19 protein-coding genes, 1 tRNA gene and 1 rRNA gene (1 of these 21 cut by a window edge) are annotated in these 18,049 nt (G+C 44.6%); 2 read left to right on the plus strand and 19 right to left on the minus strand.

Annotated elements, in window-relative coordinates; genetic code table 11:
• Positions 1–57: 57 nt before the first annotated feature.
• The 7 genes from NQ536_RS12080 to NQ536_RS12110 all read right to left on the minus strand — a co-directional run bounded on the left by NQ536_RS12080 (position 58) and on the right by NQ536_RS12110 (position 7,324).
• Complete coding sequence (locus NQ536_RS12080; protein ID WP_004850350.1) at positions 58–687, minus strand: sugar O-acetyltransferase; 630 nt, start codon at positions 685–687, stop codon at positions 58–60.
• Between the two features lie 315 nt (positions 688–1,002).
• Positions 1,003–1,755, minus strand: a complete 753-nt coding sequence (gene trhA, locus NQ536_RS12085) for a PAQR family membrane homeostasis protein TrhA (RefSeq protein ID WP_004850348.1) — start codon at positions 1,753–1,755, stop codon at positions 1,003–1,005.
• Between the two features lie 134 nt (positions 1,756–1,889).
• The gene (locus NQ536_RS12090) at positions 1,890–3,488 is read right to left on the minus strand and encodes a putative ABC transporter permease subunit (RefSeq protein WP_004850346.1); all 1,599 of its coding nucleotides are present in this window, start codon (positions 3,486–3,488) and stop codon (positions 1,890–1,892) included.
• Complete coding sequence (locus NQ536_RS12095) at positions 3,485–4,195, minus strand: ABC transporter ATP-binding protein (RefSeq protein ID WP_022059208.1); 711 nt, start codon at positions 4,193–4,195, stop codon at positions 3,485–3,487. The genes NQ536_RS12090 and NQ536_RS12095 overlap by 4 nt, the downstream gene beginning before the upstream one ends.
• A 60-nt stretch (positions 4,196–4,255) precedes the next feature.
• Positions 4,256–5,698, minus strand: coding sequence for an MATE family efflux transporter (locus NQ536_RS12100; protein WP_044997849.1), 1,443 nt, complete (start codon positions 5,696–5,698; stop codon positions 4,256–4,258).
• A 206-nt stretch (positions 5,699–5,904) separates the two neighbouring features.
• Positions 5,905–6,450 carry a hypothetical protein gene (locus NQ536_RS12105; protein WP_004850341.1) on the minus strand — a complete coding sequence of 182 codons (546 nt, stop codon included), beginning with the start codon at positions 6,448–6,450 and terminating at the stop codon, positions 5,905–5,907.
• Between the two features lie 34 nt (positions 6,451–6,484).
• A complete protein-coding gene (locus tag NQ536_RS12110; RefSeq protein ID WP_044997848.1) occupies positions 6,485–7,324 on the minus strand; it encodes an ATP-binding protein in 840 nt (279 codons plus the stop codon).
• 199 nt (positions 7,325–7,523) lie between these two features.
• Here NQ536_RS12110 and NQ536_RS12115 point away from each other — a divergent pair, with 199 nt between their 5' ends.
• The gene (locus tag NQ536_RS12115) at positions 7,524–8,210 is read left to right on the plus strand and encodes a Crp/Fnr family transcriptional regulator (RefSeq protein ID WP_004850337.1); all 687 of its coding nucleotides are present in this window, start codon (positions 7,524–7,526) and stop codon (positions 8,208–8,210) included.
• 103 nt (positions 8,211–8,313) lie between these two features.
• Positions 8,314–8,550 carry a hypothetical protein gene (locus NQ536_RS12120; RefSeq protein ID WP_004850335.1) on the plus strand — a complete coding sequence of 79 codons (237 nt, stop codon included), beginning with the start codon at positions 8,314–8,316 and terminating at the stop codon, positions 8,548–8,550.
• Between the two features lie 91 nt (positions 8,551–8,641).
• Here NQ536_RS12120 and NQ536_RS12125 read toward each other — a convergent pair whose 3' ends face one another.
• From NQ536_RS12125 to NQ536_RS12180, 12 genes are all read right to left on the minus strand, one after another.
• Positions 8,642–8,785 carry a hypothetical protein gene (locus tag NQ536_RS12125; RefSeq protein ID WP_004850333.1) on the minus strand — a complete coding sequence of 48 codons (144 nt, stop codon included), beginning with the start codon at positions 8,783–8,785 and terminating at the stop codon, positions 8,642–8,644.
• A 160-nt stretch (positions 8,786–8,945) separates the two neighbouring features.
• Positions 8,946–9,125, minus strand: coding sequence for a hypothetical protein (locus NQ536_RS12130; protein ID WP_044997847.1), 180 nt, complete (start codon positions 9,123–9,125; stop codon positions 8,946–8,948).
• 75 nt (positions 9,126–9,200) lie between these two features.
• A complete protein-coding gene (locus NQ536_RS12135; RefSeq protein WP_004850329.1) occupies positions 9,201–9,560 on the minus strand; it encodes a hypothetical protein in 360 nt (119 codons plus the stop codon).
• A gap of 136 nt (positions 9,561–9,696) precedes the next feature.
• A complete protein-coding gene (locus tag NQ536_RS12140) occupies positions 9,697–10,593 on the minus strand; it encodes a DNA/RNA non-specific endonuclease (protein WP_408639982.1) in 897 nt (298 codons plus the stop codon).
• A gap of 506 nt (positions 10,594–11,099) precedes the next feature.
• Positions 11,100–11,558, minus strand: a complete 459-nt coding sequence (locus tag NQ536_RS12145; protein ID WP_004850326.1) for a ferritin-like domain-containing protein — start codon at positions 11,556–11,558, stop codon at positions 11,100–11,102.
• A 276-nt stretch (positions 11,559–11,834) separates the two neighbouring features.
• Positions 11,835–12,614 (minus strand): DUF3169 family protein, encoded by a 780-nt coding sequence (locus NQ536_RS12150; protein WP_155803803.1) that lies wholly within the window; start codon positions 12,612–12,614, stop codon positions 11,835–11,837.
• 55 nt (positions 12,615–12,669) lie between these two features.
• A complete protein-coding gene (locus NQ536_RS12155) occupies positions 12,670–12,879 on the minus strand; it encodes a helix-turn-helix transcriptional regulator (RefSeq protein ID WP_004850322.1) in 210 nt (69 codons plus the stop codon).
• A 16-nt stretch (positions 12,880–12,895) separates the two neighbouring features.
• On the minus strand, positions 12,896–13,639 hold the full coding sequence (locus NQ536_RS12160) for a hypothetical protein (RefSeq protein WP_155803793.1): 744 nt from the start codon (positions 13,637–13,639) through the stop codon (positions 12,896–12,898).
• A 70-nt stretch (positions 13,640–13,709) separates the two neighbouring features.
• The gene (locus NQ536_RS12165; protein WP_243135063.1) at positions 13,710–14,294 is read right to left on the minus strand and encodes a glycoside hydrolase family 32 protein; all 585 of its coding nucleotides are present in this window, start codon (positions 14,292–14,294) and stop codon (positions 13,710–13,712) included.
• Positions 14,295–14,467: 173 nt separating this feature from the next.
• Positions 14,468–15,373: a cysteine synthase A gene (gene cysK, locus NQ536_RS12170; protein WP_004850316.1), complete on the minus strand. Its 906-nt coding sequence runs from the start codon at positions 15,371–15,373 to the stop codon at positions 14,468–14,470.
• Positions 15,374–15,516: 143 nt separating this feature from the next.
• Positions 15,517–15,587 (minus strand) — tRNA-Trp (locus tag NQ536_RS12175).
• Positions 15,588–15,777: 190 nt separating this feature from the next.
• Positions 15,778–18,049, minus strand: a 23S ribosomal RNA gene (locus NQ536_RS12180) (it continues 608 nt past the right edge of the window).

The following is an 18,049-nucleotide window of genomic DNA, read 5'->3' on the forward strand; positions in this document are numbered from 1 at the left end:
CTCTGTCATATAAAACCAATCCAGGGGACACTCCTTGTGACAAAAGAAACGTCCCCACTACAGCACCTGCTCGCCTGTGTCTGCCTCAAATTCCTTTACCTGTTCAAGCCAATATTGCCTATCTTTTTCTGTTATCTGTCTTATGACTTTACATGGATTTCCGGCAGCTATCACACCATCCGGAATATTCTTTGTGACAACCGACCCTGAGCCTATGACAACATTTGAACCTATGGTAACGCCCGGATTGATGACCGTATTACCGCCGATCCATACATTATCGCCTATTGTGACCGGCTTGCCAAGCTCAACACCAGCATTTCTGATCATCGCATCTATCGGATGACATGCGCAGTATATATTGACCCTTGGTCCCAGAAATGCATGATCTCCAATGATGACGTCACACTGATCTAGAACTATCAGCCCTGTATTTGCATAGAAATAATCTCCCACATGTATATTTGTTCCATAGTCGCAATAAAAAGGCGGCTCTATGTAACACTCCTTTCCCATGTGTGCGAATAATTTTCCAAGATACTCACCGGTTCTTGTCATAGTCTCAGACCTCGGAGCACTGTTGAACTTATCTACCAGATCCTTCGCCTTACCCTCCGGATCCCAGTCCACACATCTGTATAATTTACCTGCTTTCATTCTGCCAAGCATTTTCTCTACTCTATCCATAGAATTTTCTCCTCGTATTTATAATATTTACTCATCATGTTTATATCTGACTAAAAGATACCATTGTTTAAAGTTTCAATCAACCGCAAATAGAGTTACTCTCCAGATATTATAATAAGCCGCGTGCCTGTATTCTGAATCGATAGCGTAATCGACTGAACTTCAGCGCTTATTGCCGGAGCGGCACGCACAAACGCCCTTATCGTGCGCAGAGCGCAGTGCAAATATAAGCAAGCTGAAGTGACGGAAGATTAGTGTGATTCAGAATACAGGCACACGGCTTATTATGTCTGGAGAGCAGTTTTTCGTCCGTCCTCAATACACATAAAGGTACATCCCAAACCAATGCAGCGCAGCCCCCAGCATCACAAAGATATGCCAGATAAAGTGCGCCCCCTTGGTGTCCTTCACAAATGGAATCATGCCAAGCGTATAGACAATGCCACCGCCCACGATCCATCCCAAAAGCGGCTTGTCATTTCTGAACCAGCCCGGAATGAACATGATGGCACTCCATCCGATGACGAAGTACAGCGTATAGTGTATCGGTCTGAACCTGCCCGGTCCGAACACACATATGATGGTGATTCCCGCTATGATAAGTGCCCACTGCACACAGAACAACACTATTCCAAGCACATTTCCCCAGTACACAAGGTACAGTGGCGCAAATGTTCCGCCTATCAGCAGATATATCGAGGAATAGTCAAATCTTCTCCAGAGCCGCTTGACTGCCAGCCCGGATTTGTATGAGTGATACAGACAGCTCATGAGAAACATCAATATCAGTGATATTCCATAAAAACACGATGCCATCACTTTGAGCCCTGTGTCCGACTTCAGGAGAAGAAGGACAAAGCCGGCTATGGCAAGTCCTGCTCCTATTCCATGGGTAACAGCATTTCCCACCTCCTCAAGGACGGTGAGCTTTGGCGGCTCATTTAATTCCTTGTAGTGCTGCCTTTTTACTCTTTTTGCCTCTTTCTTCTCTTCTTTTCTTTTCTCTTTGTCCAGTTCAGCTTTCTGCTGACTGCTCATATCTAATTCCGAGTTCTTTATTTCTGCCATATTTAATCCTGAAACTTCTTTCTATCTATATTTCTATCTATAATTTATTCTGCCATCTATAATCTACGCTGTATTACAACCACAGTCTCCAGCTCCCGTGCAGAGCACAGCCCTGAATTCATCATCGCAGACAACTAGAGTGCCTCAAACACCTGCACCCCGCGTCTCTTCAGCCATATCCTGAACAACGCGGCAATGACAGATGTCAACACTGCGCTTATTATAAGATATAATGTCGATCCAGTCAGGCTTCCGAGGGCTACGTATCCTGCTACAAGTACTATAATATACACAAAATTAGATAAAAGAGCAACAAGTACTCCCATGCTCTGTTTCACCACCGCTGCCTCCGATGTCCAGTCAAGTTTTGGCATCTTGAGATTCACCGCGAGCCCGATATAGGCAGTCAGACATACATAAAGGCATGGTATCAAAAGCATCATCACTCCATTTGTCAGGGAAGGTTTCACCACAGCCATCAAAGCCACATCGAGCACCATCGCCGGAACCATCGTGAGTATAACATGCATTCTTATTTTGGCTCTGAGTATCTGCCATGATGTGACTGGAAGCGATCTTACTATCCACAGCGTTTTTCCTTCCAGGGATACGGACGGTGCGGTCAGATCATTCATGGAGGCTGCCGCGCACACCGCTATACATGCCCCAAATACAAGTATACCATCAGGAAGTCCTGGCATTTTCGAGATCATATCCGTTACAGAGTGTCCCTTCACAAGACATATCACCGCCAGAATGAGCATGAGCAACGTTCCAAGCGAACAGTTCAGCATATATATCGCCGATGATGCCAATCTTCTAAACTCTCTGATAAGCAAAGCCATCTCCTGATTCTTTGCCCTGCTTCGCTTCGCCACAAGTTTCTTTGCCGCATGACCTGTCTTTGTCGTAACTATACCGATAAAACTTCGTTCCAGAACTATCCACACAGCCAGTGATACCACCAGCGTTCCGACTGCGGCAAACGCAAGCTGCATTATGTTACCCGTGGCTGCGCATCCTATGGAATAGAGAGGATACACTGCCCCCTTTATCTTTGCGCTGTACATTTCACTATTTGCCAGAATATTTGTAAGCATCTTATTTGCATTCATGTATACTGCGTAATAACCCACTATAAATGCCAGTGAGAGTATAACCGTGACATAGCTCTTATTCTTCGTCTTATTGCCTATCTTCCCCACTACCCAGCCAAGTATGCACGAAAGTACCAGAACGACAAATGTCAGGAGGATCATAACTATGACCGCTGAAATCACAGCACCTATCCCCGGATGCACCACTATCCCATACACTATTATTCCCGGAACCATGGCTGTTGCCGAAAATATCGCGCCCATGACATACACACCTGCCAGTCTGGAAAACAGTATAGCTCTGACCGGTATTGGAAGTGACAGCATCAGATCATTGTCTTTTGCCTGATAAAGGCTTGCATATGTATTGAACACGCTTCCAAATATACCTATGGCAAGGGACATCATAGCCATCATAGCCATATACATCCAGTCTAGTCCCACGGCGCAGAGCTGAGCACACATTGAGTATGCCACGCTGCCAAACATGCTGCCCATGCAGCCGAGTATGAGCGCGATATATATGACTATTCCAAATACCGCAGCGCCTTTGGATTTAGATTTTCCAGTTTTCCGGTCAACAAAAAATCCACTAAAAAGCTGCTTGAGCTGTTTTTTCATCAGTATCTTTATCATGACTCGCCCTCCAGCTCAAGAAACACAGACTCCAGAGATTCGTCACCCTTAACCTGCTCCATTATGCCTGCCTTTATAAGCCGTCCGCCTTTGATAATCGCCACTTTATCGCACAGTTTCTCAGCGACTTCCAATACATGTGTGGAGAAGAATATCGCCCCTCCGTCATCACACATTTTTCTCATCATCTGCTTGAGTATATGGGAAGCCTTTGGATCAAGTCCGACAAATGGTTCATCCATGATTACAAGTTTCGGCTCATGTATCCATGCAGATATGATTGCCAGTTTCTGCTTCATACCATGAGAATACTCGGATACCAGCTGTCCTAGGTTATCTTTTATCTCAAATGCGTCAGCATATTTGTCTATGAGCTCGTCCCTGACTTCCTCCGGCACGCCAAATATATCGGCTATAAAATTCAAATATCCGATTCCGGTCATGAAATCATACATATCTGGATTGTCAGGAATATATGCCATCTGTTTCTTGCATTCCAGCGGTTTTTCCTTTATGGACACGCCATCTATAAGGATATCTCCCTCCTCAAAATTCAGGATCCCTGTACACGCCTTTATGGTTGTTGTCTTTCCTGCTCCGTTATGTCCTATGAAACCATATATCTCCCCCGGCATTATATGTAGGCTTAGATTGTCCACCGCCAACTTATCTCCGTATCTCTTTGTGAGATTTTTTATTTGCAGCATATTATTTTCTCCTTTTTCAAAACAGTGGATGGAGGTACCTGACCCTTCCGCCCCCATAGATTATCGCGCTCTATGCTTATTTCGCTTCATCCTGCCCCTAAACTCATCAAGTGCCGCGCGTCCAGGTCCTGTCATAGGTTTGATCCATCTTCCCTTCAGTAGATACGGCGTGAGTATGACAAATCTCAGAAGTTCATCCGTGTAAACAAATGAGAACACTGCGAGGAATGGCAGCTTGAGCACCATTCCTGCTACCCATGTAGCCGGGACCGAAAACAACATCAGTCCACTGATCTCCATAACTGTTCCAACGATGGCCTCACCGCCTGCACGGAAGCACTCGTTCTGTATATAGCAGCATGTTCTGACTGCTCCGAAGAACAGATATATTATAAGCATATACTTTGTGTACATCATCGCCTCAGCCCCGAGTCCAAACAATCCGAACAGCGGATTGTGCAGCAGCATCGTGATGAGCACAATTGTGAATGTGATGGCAGGACATACCAGTGCAGCTCTCTTGGCATAGGAAAGTCCCCTGTCCAGATTACCCGCGCCAACTTCATTTCCCACTGCAACGCTTGACGCATTTGCCAGACCTCCAAAGAACGCATATACAAATCCCTCGCACACACGGAACGCTGCCATGGCTGCTATGGCCGAATCGCTCTGATGTCCCATGACGACATTGATTATCATCTGTCCCACACCGTAGAGTATTTCGTTACACACGATTGGAAATGCCTTTGACGCATAGGACTTCACAAATCCCATATCAATATCAAATGCCTTTCGCGCGCTGAACTTTATCTCGTGACTGCTCTTTGCAAGATACAGAATGAGCAATGCTATATTCACGATTCCTGACACCAGTGTACCTATAGCCGCACCGGCAACTCCCATCTTTGGAGCGCCAAATCTACCGTAGATCAACACAAAATTTATACAAAAGTTGAGTAAAAGTGAGATGATGGAGCATACCAGTGGCACCTTCACCCTCTCCGTTGACTTAAGAAGTGCTGTAATTATTGCGGCAAATACCTGAAGCGGATAAGACCATCCAACTATTCTCATATATGGCTTCGCAAGTGCTATGATCTCTACTTTATCTGTATATATTCCAAGTATCCACCCCGGTGCAACCACAGTCACCACCGCAAATGCTATTCCAAATATTCCCGCACATATGATCGCCAGACCAAATGCCTTGTTCATTCCCTCTGGATCCTTGGCTCCCCAGTATTGAGACATGAACAGAAGGGAGCAGCTGACAAATCCCCAATATGTTGAAAACAAAAGTGATCCTATTTGTGCACACACGCCAACCGCCGCAACGGCGATCTCGCCCTCACTTCCTATCATGATGGTGTCAACCATACTAGCGGTGGTCGCCAGCAGATTCTGCATCGCAATAGGCACAGCAAGCACAGCCAGCATTCTGGCAAATTCTTTCCATGTCACCTTTTTATTATTTTTTACAAAGCCTGTAGCAGCACTTCCCATATCGTTACCTCTTATTCCATAGTATACCATTATCCATATTTTTTGATGCGTCCGACTATTGTACTCCCGAATAACTGTATTTGCAATGGCTTTATACTGTAGTGTAAGGTATTTTCTTATTAATTTTAATAAGCGCACCACATTCATTCCATCTGTGATGCGCCAAGCCTTGTTATTTTCAAGTATTATATTTTTGTGTGCCATTGTTACATACTGTTGGTTGACAAATCTTCGAGTTCACGCTCTACTCTCTCAAGCTCGCCGTCACTCCAGTTCTCCCCCAGTGCAAATACTGCCCTGCACACACTGAAGTTCACCTCGTCATCTGCGTTGATCTCCCCGGAGATCACTCTGTGGGATATCTTCTGAAGTATGGAAAGTATGTCTATCCGCACGTCCGATATGACAGAAGACTCTGCCACATTGCCATCACTATTGCCTTCCTCGTGCTCTGTCCGCTCTTCTCTGTACACGCTCTCCCAGTCATAATCTGCAGTCCTGCCACATGGTGCACCGCACACACTGCAGTCAGGGACAATTGTATGCTTATCAGCATGCGCCCTTGCGATCATCGCCTCCATGTCTGCATCAGAGATGCCAAGAGCAATATCAGACATGTGCAAACCTTCTATTATTATGTTATTTGTATCATCAGTCACATGCATCATCCCATCAGTGGCTCTCACCAGCCCTATCAGAGCACCGACCAGACGACTGCCTGTCTCAGTTGTAATTCTTATTTTATCTTCCATTGTCTTTACCTTTCATGGTGCCGTGAAGAGAATGTCAGTCAAGGATTCTTCCATCTATTGATATTGTTGCAACCTGCCATGGGATAAACTTGCCGCTGTCCTGAAGTGCCTTCTTCGCAGCCATCTCCAGTCCTCCACAACAAGGAACCTCCATACGGACTATTGTAACACTTTGTATATCATTTCGCCTGATAATCTCTGTAAGTTTCTCTGAATAATCGACACTGTCAAGTTTCGGACAGCCGATCAGAGTCACATGTCCCTTTATGAATTTCTCGTGGAACGATGCATAGGCATAGGCTGTACAGTCCGCCGCTATAAGCAACTTTGCACCATCAAAGTATGGCGCATTTACCGGGGCAAGTTTAATCTGCACCGGCCACTGTGTGAGCTGACTCGGGCGCTCATAATTATATATGTCACCCGCCTGCTGGTTGACTGTTTTATCAGTTGTATTCTGTACGCATTCTACTGCTGCCTGTTCATATGAGCTTGCCTGTACTGCTTCACCCGAAGCTGCTGCCGGTCTCCTGAATATGCTTCTCGCCATAGAACCAGGGCAACCAGAGTGTGCCGGACTTTTTTCATGCATCACTCCTGAGCCAACCATATTTATGGATTTTTCTGCATCGAGTCTTGCCTGTTTGTTTGCCATGACTGCCGCCTCATCATACGCAGCCGCCTCTCTCTCCACAAATGTTATGGCTCCTGTAGGACACGACGGCAGGCAGTCGCCAAGTCCATCACAATAATCGTCTCTGAGCAGCTTTGCTTTGCCGTTTACCATGCCTATAGCACCCTCATGGCACGCATTTGCACAGGCTCCACATCCATTACACTTGTCCTCGTCTATCTGTATAACTCTTCTTATCATATATATTTCCTCCAATCTTTTTCCTGCTTTTAACGTCATTATATTCAGTCAGAGCATTTGTGTATGTTGAATTTTCAACATTAGGAATGTTATACTCTCCAGGGACGCTCCTTTTGTCACAAGGGTGTCCCTCTGTCATACAAATCTAATACAGGGGACACTCCTTGTGACAAAAGAAGCGTCCCCACTAAGAGGTAATATGAACAAATACATGGACACATTATTGAAATCCAGTCTTTTTTCTGGTATTATCGCCGACGACGTTGACTCCATACTGGACTGTCTGGGTGCAATCATCAAAAAATACCAAAAAAATGAGTGTATTCTCATGGCTGGCAACACAACAGAATATATAGGATTGCTGCTTACAGGCAAAGCAATAGTCATCCAGGAGGATTACTGGGGGGGTCAAAGCGTCATGTCTGCCATCCTGCCCGGACACACGTTTGCGGAATCATATGCCTGTACCCCTGGCTCCGTACTCGACGTCAGCGTATATGCTGAAGCTGCAAGTTCTGTATTGTTTCTGAATGTTCAAAAAATGCTTACCACCTGCCCGGTAACATGTGGCAGACATAATCAGATGATAAGAAATCTCCTGTGCGATCTCGCCGGCAAGAACCTGAGACTCGGCGAAAAATCAAAGCACATGAGCCAGAAAACAACCAGGGATAAGTTGCTCTCCTACCTGTCATCGGAGATGCACAGACATGGCAGCAACGAATTTGACATACCATTTTCCAGACAGCAGCTCGCTGACTTTCTGTCCGTGGACCGCAGTGGACTGTCTACTGAACTTGGCAGGATGAAAGACGAAGGTATGATCGACTTTCACAAATCTCATTTTATTCTTAAGTCGCCTGCCCAGGGGTGGACTGATGTATGATGTTGATGTATCATATAATTAACTGTTCAGGGAGATTCATTAAAGATGGGGGATTTTCCCTGATTCAGGATTTATCAATATAATATGATCAGGAGGGATTTCAATGAAACCAATGAAAACTATCAAAGACGGATGGAACAAATTCACTGTTGTCGTAAAGGATAAAGACTACTCAACAAGAGAGGCCGTGCTTTTCGCTATCTGCACATTCCTCACAGGGCTTGTGCTCGGAATGCTCTGCTCTCCTAGAAAGAGCCAGACATTTGGCTCATACAACGGAAACTGCAGCGATGGCGGCTGTGGCTGTGACTGCGACTATGGCGAGGACGATTTTGAGTAGGCTGTGAGCTGATATCCAGTTATTTATAGCAAACAAGGGCAAAAAGGGGCTGCGAAAAAACTCAATCGAGTTTTTCACAGCCCCTTCTGTTCTACACGAAATTATTTGTATACCACTTTGGTACATTATTCGACAATTCAACAATACGTCCTTTTTCATATACAGCAAATCTGTTGAATACATTCGTATTATCATACATTATTGCCATATCACACTTGCCTATTACTTTCTTCAAGTTAATAAAGCTTTCTGTATAACGTCTCTCTACATCCTTGTCCGGGATTCCATGACCTCCATGTTCTACCCTGTATGCAATTCTCTGCTTTGCTATATCAACAGAATCTACTCCAACATAATGAAGTTCAAACTCCAGCTATAAGAATATATTTTTTCACTTAAAACAAATTCCCCTCTATAACTTCCTTTTGCTTTTTCTGCAACAAATAATTACCTATCAATTCAAAGAATTCTTTTTCATCCTTTGTCTTTGACTCTAATACCAATTGCAAAGTGTCTTCAGGCTGTAAATTCTTTATATCTTTATACATCTTAGAGTATTTAGCTACATCACACATATAACCACCTCCCAATATTGATATCAGTATAACAAATCGCAGCCAATCCTGCCACAATTTTATTAGATACGCTTATCATTGAAACTTCTTCACAAGCTCGTCGAAAGTGTCATCGGCGATCTTCACTTCTGCAGCTTCAAGCTCATCGCTGATCTTGTCGATTATCCTTTTCTTCATGTCCTCCTCACGCCAATCGGACATCCCAAGGTCCTGAATATCATCGGCGCTGATGCAAGTGAACTCAAAAGTCTTGCTATCTACCAGATTGTGTATCATATCTCCGTACTTTCCATTGTCGCTGCACCGCAACAGTAGTTTGAAATTGTCATAATGGTCATATACATAATTCACCATTTGATCCATTCCGTCACCAAATGCGCTTGCCATGTTCTCAGTCTGCTTCTCCGGTGGCAGACTCTGGAACTTCTCAAGCACGCTGTCATATATAATATTTTGATAAAATATGTGCTTTACCTCTATAACAAAACAACCACCTGATATAGTCTGTTATATCAAGTGGTTGTTGTATAACCTCTGTAGCGCATTTAAAAGCCTTAACAATCAAATCCAACTACGGATTACAGTTCTTACAAGGCTCATATCCCTCAGATATAAGTTCATCCCTTGTGGTCGTCCTCTCAGACTTGTTGGATTCCTTCATCTGTTTCACACTCCTGCATGACGGCTTATGAAACTTGCCTGTATTGGTGTTTACTATATATGTATCTTCATTTGCTGCTTCCGTCTGAGCTTCCGATGTATCATCAGCCTCTGACCCTGTGTTTTGAGTTTCCTCGCTTGTTCCAGCCTCTGCTGCCTGGTCTCCATCTTCACCGGATATCTCCGAACTCGTATTTTTCCCCGGCACCACATATCCCGGATCCGCCTCACTACCACCGGTTGCATAGTCAATCAGCACTCCAGGCTGCACATTGTACACATACACGTTAAAGCTAACCCCAGCGCCTTTGTCCTCCACGGACTCAGCCTCCATCTGCACTCCCGATGCGACTAGGTTATCACCATCGTACACAGGCGTCACCCTGTACAGCACATGGTTTCCGGTGCTCTCCACATAATCAGCCACTTCATTTTCAAATGGAAGCATGCCTGTCACGTTAAGATATCTGGTTCCCGTTATCAGATTCTTCTCATTTGCATTTTCTCCAGCCAGCTGATATCCGATCAAATGACATCGATTGTATAGGTAATTACCATCTATACGATCATTATACTTCACCGTATGCCAGCCCGAAGGCTTGACCATACCTATCACTCCCCGCTCCTCCGTCGGCATGATCTCTTTACAAATGTTGGCATAAGCAACTCCGCACCTTCCAAGTGAGTCCAGATCACTATAATTCTCAAATGCATCCGTCACCAGCTCATCATCGTCAAATGCCGGCACATTGCCATTTATCTCACAATATGCACTTCCAGAATATGCTGGAATATCAGCAAGCTCCATATTTGAAGCTGCCTTTCCTTCGATGCTTGCGTCTGCTGCCCCACCAGAATCCGAAACTGTCGTATCCTCAGTGGTTTCTAAGCTTTCTGATGAAATATCGCTTTGGGTTTCCGTAATCTCCTCTGTTGTCGTAGTCTCCGCAGAAGTTACCTGTTCAAATACAGTAGTTCCCCCATCAGAAGCAAGATTACCATTAACCGCCGATTTACTGCCATCTGCAATTCCTGACAGACTGCAGCCTGACAGCACCAACGCAAATACTACCACATATAGCGCACTATAGAATTTTCTTTTCACTTTACCTTTCTCCTCTTCGTTGTAAACATTCCAAATGTGCCTTACTAATATTTTGCTCATCATGAACTGTATAACAGTATACTACATTTTTAATCCGTTTTGTCAAAAGGGGGACGGGTACCTCCGTCCCCTTTTGCCCTTTTTTTCGCCTATTTACGGTCAAATTTGCCCCAAGGGGTCAGGTACCTCCGTCCCCATCAGTAAGCTGCCTACACCATTCCATTTGCAACCTTGTACTTGTAGAGCATCTCGGCGTGATTCTGTTCCTCGATCTGTATGTCTGCAAGCAGCTTTCTGACCGCACTCTCGCCAAATGCAAATATCTCGCCATTGTACTCGCCTGACACAAGTTTCTCCGTTCCGATACAGTCTGTTGCAAGGAACTTGTCATTCTTCTTATCCTCTGAATCGTCCATCATCTTGTATGTCTGCTTTGGCTCATAATCTTTTCCATTGCTGTCGTTGCAATCACACTGAGGGACCTGTCCATCGAGCACCTGTGTAAGTGAATCATAATGCTTCTGCTCTTCCTTCTGAATAGTCTGGAACAGATTCTTGAGCTCCGGATCTTTCGCCTGCTCGGCATATCGTCCATACTTCTCCACACAGGACTTCTCCTGTGTCTGAAGATCCTGGATAACTGTTTTCTCTTTTTCCTTTAATATCATAGCAATACCCCTTTCCTGTGAAAAACTTTTCTAACATTTCATATTGCATAGATATTATTGACCCAATATCATCATTTCTATTCTTATATCTAAAAAAAACTCAACTGACCTCATAGCCACTCAAAAATTGGCATTGCTTTTCTGGTATTGAGTATCACATCATCCCGAACACAGTCATTATATTGATTACGCGCAAGATATTAATCATAAGTTTAATGCAACAAAAAGGATGGCCGTAATTTTCACGGTCATCCCAAATCAAATTTCTAATCGTATTTACTTCTGCAGTTTCCTGAACTCTCTTCCATACGCCACATACATGACAAGCAGAATCACTCCCACTGCCAACACCGGCATCACCCCTGTTCCAAATGCGAACATACTCATAAACATGAGTATCCACATGACAAATCCCACCTTGATTCCAGACATAAATCCCTTCTTAGAGGATTTTGCTATCATGGTAAGCTCTGCCTCGTCCGATGTACTCTCCCAGTCACGGCGAAAATGCATATCGAATATATTGCCGCATTTCTCCGGGTTAAGCTTCTTCTCTTCATCGATAACAAGCTTTTCTGCTACACAGTACAACGCCAACGATATCACGAATACCAGCTCAGACACAATGGCCATAACCATACCACCATCATCCCCATAAGCTCTGTCTATGGCATATATACATACCGGGAACAATACAAATCCCATAAACACAGCTACACATGGGAGATATGAGGCAGTTGATATCTTTCTCTCTATATCCGCTATTACATCCTCATCTTCTCCGTCCCAGCCACTGATCGCCCTCTTTATCTTCCCATACATGACAAATGACACCACGAACACCGTCAACATGAGCACTCCATATGCTATAGGCAGCGTATCAGCCACTATACTCCATATATTATCCCAGTTGATTCCATCCAGTGTATCCTTGTTCACCGCTGCAAGCCTTCCAGCCAGGAACCCTCCAAGCAAACTTACCAGGATCATTATCGCAAATATTATATATATCTTCAGATTACTTTTCTTGTTCACTTTTTTATCAGTATCATTCATCTCATATCCTCTTTTCATTCTATGAATTAACACGACCTTATCCATATGTCAGAAGTCACTCCTCATCTTCCTCATATTGGAAGATATCCTCTACTCTGACACCACACACCTTCGCGATCTTGAGTGCCAAAGTCACCGACGGACTATAGTCGCCCCTCTCTATCTGGCTTATCGTCTGCCTCGATGTCTGAACCAATGCCCCCATCTCCTGCTGGTTCACCCCCAGCTTTGCCCTGTATTCCTTTAGCTTGTTGTACAGCGGCATCTATATCACCTCCAGCTTATTCATCCGTATCGTCATCATCTACCATTCCATGCTCCACATAACTGTGGGTGGATGTCCCCCATATCATGCCAAAGCTTATTCCAAAACAAAACCCGAGAGAGATTCCAAGTGCCAGATTGTCAAATAACATTCCATAGATAACGCCTAGTGCTATCCCAATCACCAATCCATACGGTATACCTGTCGACTTCTCTCTCTTACACACGTATACCCTGTCTTTCCACATAAAACCATCAATTTTCCCATCACCCAAAACATCAAGCACACTCTGGTACACATTGCTGTGGGCCACCTCCGCCATATCTTCGTGTACGTTCTCCGCATCGGGGTGAACATATGACTTTCTTAGCTTATATATAGCCAGCGTATCGTTTCCACTTTCAGGTTCAGGTGACAATTCATTTCTTAAAATATTAACCTTGTCAAATAAAAAACAACTCCACATCTTCTTTTCGCGAAAGAATCCATACACCGGCAGCCCCAATTTCAAATTTTCCCGAATCTCTTCCTCGAGCTCTTTCTTGCTGCACACCGCAGTCATGACATCTCCAAGCTTGTTCTTTTTTAACGTTCTCTCTGTGATGGCTGTCACAGAATATCCTTTAACCTGAGTTTTTAATTTATTTACAGAATTTCCATCGTCTTTGATCTCAAACATTGACCTTATCGCTTCACTGACAGATTTCTTATTACCTTTATCAACATCTTTATCTCTAGCCTTGTCATTTCTTTTTCCCATATCTTCACTACCCCATTTAATTTTCATATACTGAAATTTCCAATACAATATATATTTAAAATTACATATGTCAAATGACAACTATAGTTGTCATTTTTCTGTATAATGGAGTATAACAAATGACAAGGAAAGTTGTCAATACTTTTTGACAACTTTCCTTGTCATCATTCTCTATAGGAGATACAAGAAGCACCTTATGACCATCGATCGCGAAGAAATCCGGGCACTCCCATACCCCGCCATAATCCTTATCGTTTCTTGCCAGAACACTCTCAAAATTCCAATTCACAAGATCTTGACTGGAAAGTAGTACGACTTGCCCTTTCTTATCTTCATCGACAGTTCTGGCAACCATATAGTATATTCCGTCTTCATGCCAAACCTTAGGATCCCTGAAATCCTCTCTGCTCAGACCATAAGGAAGCATATCTCCGTTTACCACCGGATTGCAGCCTATCTTGGTATACTCTGTTCTGTCTCCGACAGCTATACTCTGATTCTGCAGGACGCCTTCACCATCAGGATTCTTCATAACGCTCGTATATATGAGTATATGTCTCCCCTTATCTTCTATGGCCGTACCAGAGAAGCAGCCATCCTCATCATATTCCGTGTCCGGAGCCAAAGCCGCTGGAAGCTGTTCCCATTTTATCATATCTTTAGTCACTTGATGCCCCCAGTGCATAGGTCCCCATTCTGAAGTCTAACATCACATTATCCTTATCTCCGAAAATAAAAACAGAGACACTTTCAATGTACCATACACATAACCTATTGAAAATGTCTCTTTTTAATTTATATACAATTTTTATCTCTATAAGCAGAATACTATAACAGACCTACACTGAAGTATCTCTCAGCCCTGTCCGCCATAACTGTAGCTATGACCTTATCCTTCCCATACTTCTCCGCCATCTGCATGGCTGCCCACACATTTGCACCTGATGAGGTTCCAACAAGAAGTCCCTGCTTTCTAGCAAGATTTCTTGCAGTTTGTATTGCATCCTCATCTGATACCTCCACAACATCAGTTATCATATCCGTATCAAGCACATCCGGCACAAATCCATCTCCAATGCCCTGTATCTGATGGATTCCCGGGCCATCTCCATGTAGCGCTGACACTCCCTTAGGCTCAACGGCAACAATCTTCGTATCTGGATTTTTCTCCAACAGATATTTAGCTATACCTTGGAGAGTACCCCCACTTCCAACACCAGACACATATATGTCTATCTTCTGACCAAGCTGTTCGCACATCTCGACCGCAGTCGTGTGATAATGCGCATCTGGATTCGCCTGATTGACAAACTGCTGCGGCATAAAATACTTCTCCGGATCAGATTCCGCTATCTCATTTGCCTTATCAACAGCTCCGCCGATACTGAGAACCGGATCTGTAAGTACCAGATCCGCACCAAATGCCCTGATAACCTTCTTGCGCTCCTCACTCATATTCTTCGGCATCACAATTATCACTTTATAGCCTTTCTGAACACCACAGAGTGCAAGACCTATTCCTGTATTGCCGCTAGTAGGCTCTATAATAGTCATTCCCGGCTTGAGTTTTCCCTCAGTCTCTGCTACCTCTAACATGTTTTTTGCAATCCTGTCCTTAATACTTCCGCCAGGATTAAGAAACTCTGCCTTTGCAAATATATTGTAACCTGTAGACTTCCTCAGACACATAAGTGGAGTATTTCCTATCAGATCAAGCACATCATTGTAATACATATTAATCCCTTCTTTTCCTTGCTTTATAATATACTATTTTACATATTTTTTTACTAAAGTCACCATAAAATATATATGGCAGCACTACAGATACAAAAAAACTCAGAAAACTTGTAAAGCCAAGCTTTCTGAGTATTAATCAGCAGGGGATGAGAGAATCGAACTCCCACCAAAGGTTTTGGAGACCCCTATCATACCATTTGACCAATCCCCTATATACAGAAAAAATTTAACACCTGTTGCAGCGTTAAATTTTCCTGGTACTCTTTACTTTTGTACCTTCAGAATTTCACACAGAAAGTTGTTAAGACTTCTATCTTTTGTCTATCTTTTTGTCCATTTCCAAGTAAACTTTTTTCTTCCGCTTTTTGCGTATCTCCAAAGCTTATCTCTTAGAAACCTCTAAGGATAAGTCCTCGACCTATTAGTACTTCTCAGCTCAGTGCGTTACCACACTTACACTCAAAGCCTATCAACCTTGTAGTCTTCAAGGGGTCTTACTCCGAAGATGGGATATCTTATCTTGAGGGGGGCTTCACGCTTAGATGCCTTCAGCGTTTATCCCTGCCAAACTTGGCTACTCTGCCATGCCTTTGGTAAAACAACAGATACACCAGAGGTTTGTCCATCCCGGTCCTCTCGTACTAAGGACAGCTCCTCTCAAATATCCTACGCCCACGCCGGATAGGGACCGAACTGTCTCACGACGTTCTGAACCCAGCTCGCGTACCGCTTTAATGGGCGAACAGCCCAACCCTTGGAACCTGCTACAGCTCCAGGATGCGATGAGCCGACATCGAGGTGCCAAACCACTCCGTCGATGTGAACTCTTGGGAGTGATAAGCCTGTTATCCCCAGGGTAGCTTTTATCCGTTGAGCGATGGCAATCCCACTTTATACCACCGGATCACTAAGTCCTACTTTCGTATCTGCTCCACCCGTCGGTGTCGCAGTCAAGCTCCCTTCTGCCTTTGCACTCTTCGAACGGTTTCCAACCGTTCTGAGGGAACCTTTGAGCGCCTCCGATACTCTTTCGGAGGCGACCGCCCCAGTCAAACTCCCCGTCAGACATTGTCCCCCAGCCGGGTCACGGCTGCAGGTTAGAAACCCAGTACTGTAAGGGTGGTATCCCAAGGTTGGCTCCATGGCAACTGGCGTCACCATTTCCTAGCCTCCCACCTATCCTGTACAGACAGTACCGAATCCCAGTATCAAACTGGAGTAAAGCTCCATGGGGTCTTTCCGTCCTGGCGCAGGTAACCAGCATCTTCACTGGTATTTCAATTTCACCGGGTGTGTTGTTGAGACAGTGCCCAAATCATTACGCCTTTCGTGCGGGTCGGAACTTACCCGACAAGGAATTTCGCTACCTTAGGACCGTTATAGTTACGGCCGCCGTTTACTGGGGCTTAAATTCAAAGCTTCGATTGCTCTAACCTCTCCTCTTAACCTTCCAGCACCGGGCAGGCGTCAGCCCATATACCTCACCTTTCGGTTTTGCATAGACCTGTGTTTTTGCTAAACAGTTGCTTGGGCCATTTCTCTGCGGCCATATTTCTATGGCACTCCTTCTCCCGAAGTTACGGAGTCATTTTGCCGAGTTCCTTAACAACACTTCTCCCGCCGGCCTTAGGATTCTCTCCTCATCCACCTGTGTCGGTTTACGGTACGGGTACTCATGAAACAATAGCGGCTTTTCTTGGCAGCTGGCTCACACGCTTCTCTACTAATGTTCGATCCACATCGCGCTTTACATTTCTCACACGGATTTTCCTATGTGACTGCTATACGCTTGTACCGGCTTTTCCATTTCCGGCTCGTGCTCTCCTTCTGCGTCCCCACAGTTCTGTTCATAAGCAGTACAGGAATTTCAACCTGTTATCCATCGACTACGACTTTCGTCCTCGCCTTAGGCCCCGACTTACCCAGGGAAGATCAGCTTTACCCTGGAAACCTTAGATATTCGGCCTTTAAGATTCTCACTTAAATCTCGCTACTCATTCCGGCATTCTCTCTTCTTAACTCTCCACTGCTCCTTACAGTACAGCTTCATCGACTTAAGAATGCTCCTCTACCATCCTTTCGGATCCACAGCTTCGGTGTCGTGTTTTAGCCCCGGACATTTTCGGCGCAGGACCTCTCGACTAGTGAGCTATTACGCACTCTTTGAATGTATGGCTGCTTCTGAGCCAACATCCTAGTTGTCTTCGAAATCCCACATCCTTTACCACTTAACACGCACTTTGGGACCTTAGCTGGTGGTCTGGGCTCTTTCCCTTTTGACTACCCAACTTATCTCGTGCAGTCTGACTCCCGTACATCATCTACGCGGCATTCGGAGTTTGATAATCTTCGGTAAGCTTTGACGCCCCCTAGGATATTCAGTGCTCTACCTCCGCAAGACTAATACGAGGCTAGCCCTAAAGCTATTTCGAGGAGAACCAGCTATCTCCGGGTTCGATTGGAATTTCTCCCCTACCCACACCTCATCGCCACCCTTTTCAACGGATGTGCGTTCGGTCCTCCATCGCCTTTTACGGCGACTTCAACCTGGACATGGGTAGATCACCCGGTTTCGGGTCTTCTTGTACTGACTTTACGTGCTCTTAACACTTGCTTTCACTTCGGCTCCGCACCTTAAGTGCTTAACCTTGCCGGTACAAGAAACTCGCCGGA

The sequence above is a fragment of the Coprococcus eutactus genome, assembly GCF_025149915.1.
GTDB classification, from domain to species: Bacteria; Bacillota; Clostridia; order Lachnospirales; family Lachnospiraceae; genus Coprococcus; species Coprococcus eutactus.

What these genes read in the sequence shown, in the direction of transcription:
- NQ536_RS12080 (WP_004850350.1), bottom strand. Translation starts at nt 687, where the DNA reads ATGGATAGAGTAGAGAAAATGCTTGGCAGAATGAAAGCAGGTAAATTA.
- trhA (WP_004850348.1), bottom strand. Translation starts at nt 1,755, where the DNA reads ATGGCAGAAATAAAGAACTCGGAATTAGATATGAGCAGTCAGCAGAAA.
- NQ536_RS12090 (WP_004850346.1), bottom strand. Translation starts at nt 3,488, where the DNA reads ATGATAAAGATACTGATGAAAAAACAGCTCAAGCAGCTTTTTAGTGGA.
- NQ536_RS12095 (WP_022059208.1), bottom strand. Translation starts at nt 4,195, where the DNA reads ATGCTGCAAATAAAAAATCTCACAAAGAGATACGGAGATAAGTTGGCG.
- NQ536_RS12100 (WP_044997849.1), bottom strand. Translation starts at nt 5,698, where the DNA reads ATGGGAAGTGCTGCTACAGGCTTTGTAAAAAATAATAAAAAGGTGACA.
- NQ536_RS12105 (WP_004850341.1), bottom strand. Translation starts at nt 6,450, where the DNA reads ATGGAAGATAAAATAAGAATTACAACTGAGACAGGCAGTCGTCTGGTC.
- NQ536_RS12110 (WP_044997848.1), bottom strand. Translation starts at nt 7,324, where the DNA reads ATGATAAGAAGAGTTATACAGATAGACGAGGACAAGTGTAATGGATGT.
- NQ536_RS12115 (WP_004850337.1), top strand. Translation starts at nt 7,524, where the DNA reads ATGAACAAATACATGGACACATTATTGAAATCCAGTCTTTTTTCTGGT.
- NQ536_RS12120 (WP_004850335.1), top strand. Translation starts at nt 8,314, where the DNA reads ATGAAACCAATGAAAACTATCAAAGACGGATGGAACAAATTCACTGTT.
- NQ536_RS12130 (WP_044997847.1), bottom strand. Translation starts at nt 9,125, where the DNA reads ATGTGTGATGTAGCTAAATACTCTAAGATGTATAAAGATATAAAGAAT.
- NQ536_RS12140 (WP_408639982.1), bottom strand. Translation starts at nt 10,593, where the DNA reads ATGGAGCTTGCTGATATTCCAGCATATTCTGGAAGTGCATATTGTGAG.
- NQ536_RS12145 (WP_004850326.1), bottom strand. Translation starts at nt 11,558, where the DNA reads ATGATATTAAAGGAAAAAGAGAAAACAGTTATCCAGGATCTTCAGACA.
- NQ536_RS12150 (WP_155803803.1), bottom strand. Translation starts at nt 12,614, where the DNA reads ATGAATGATACTGATAAAAAAGTGAACAAGAAAAGTAATCTGAAGATA.
- NQ536_RS12155 (WP_004850322.1), bottom strand. Translation starts at nt 12,879, where the DNA reads ATGCCGCTGTACAACAAGCTAAAGGAATACAGGGCAAAGCTGGGGGTG.
- NQ536_RS12160 (WP_155803793.1), bottom strand. Translation starts at nt 13,639, where the DNA reads ATGGGAAAAAGAAATGACAAGGCTAGAGATAAAGATGTTGATAAAGGT.
- NQ536_RS12165 (WP_243135063.1), bottom strand. Translation starts at nt 14,294, where the DNA reads ATGATAAAATGGGAACAGCTTCCAGCGGCTTTGGCTCCGGACACGGAA.
- cysK (WP_004850316.1), bottom strand. Translation starts at nt 15,373, where the DNA reads ATGTATTACAATGATGTGCTTGATCTGATAGGAAATACTCCACTTATG.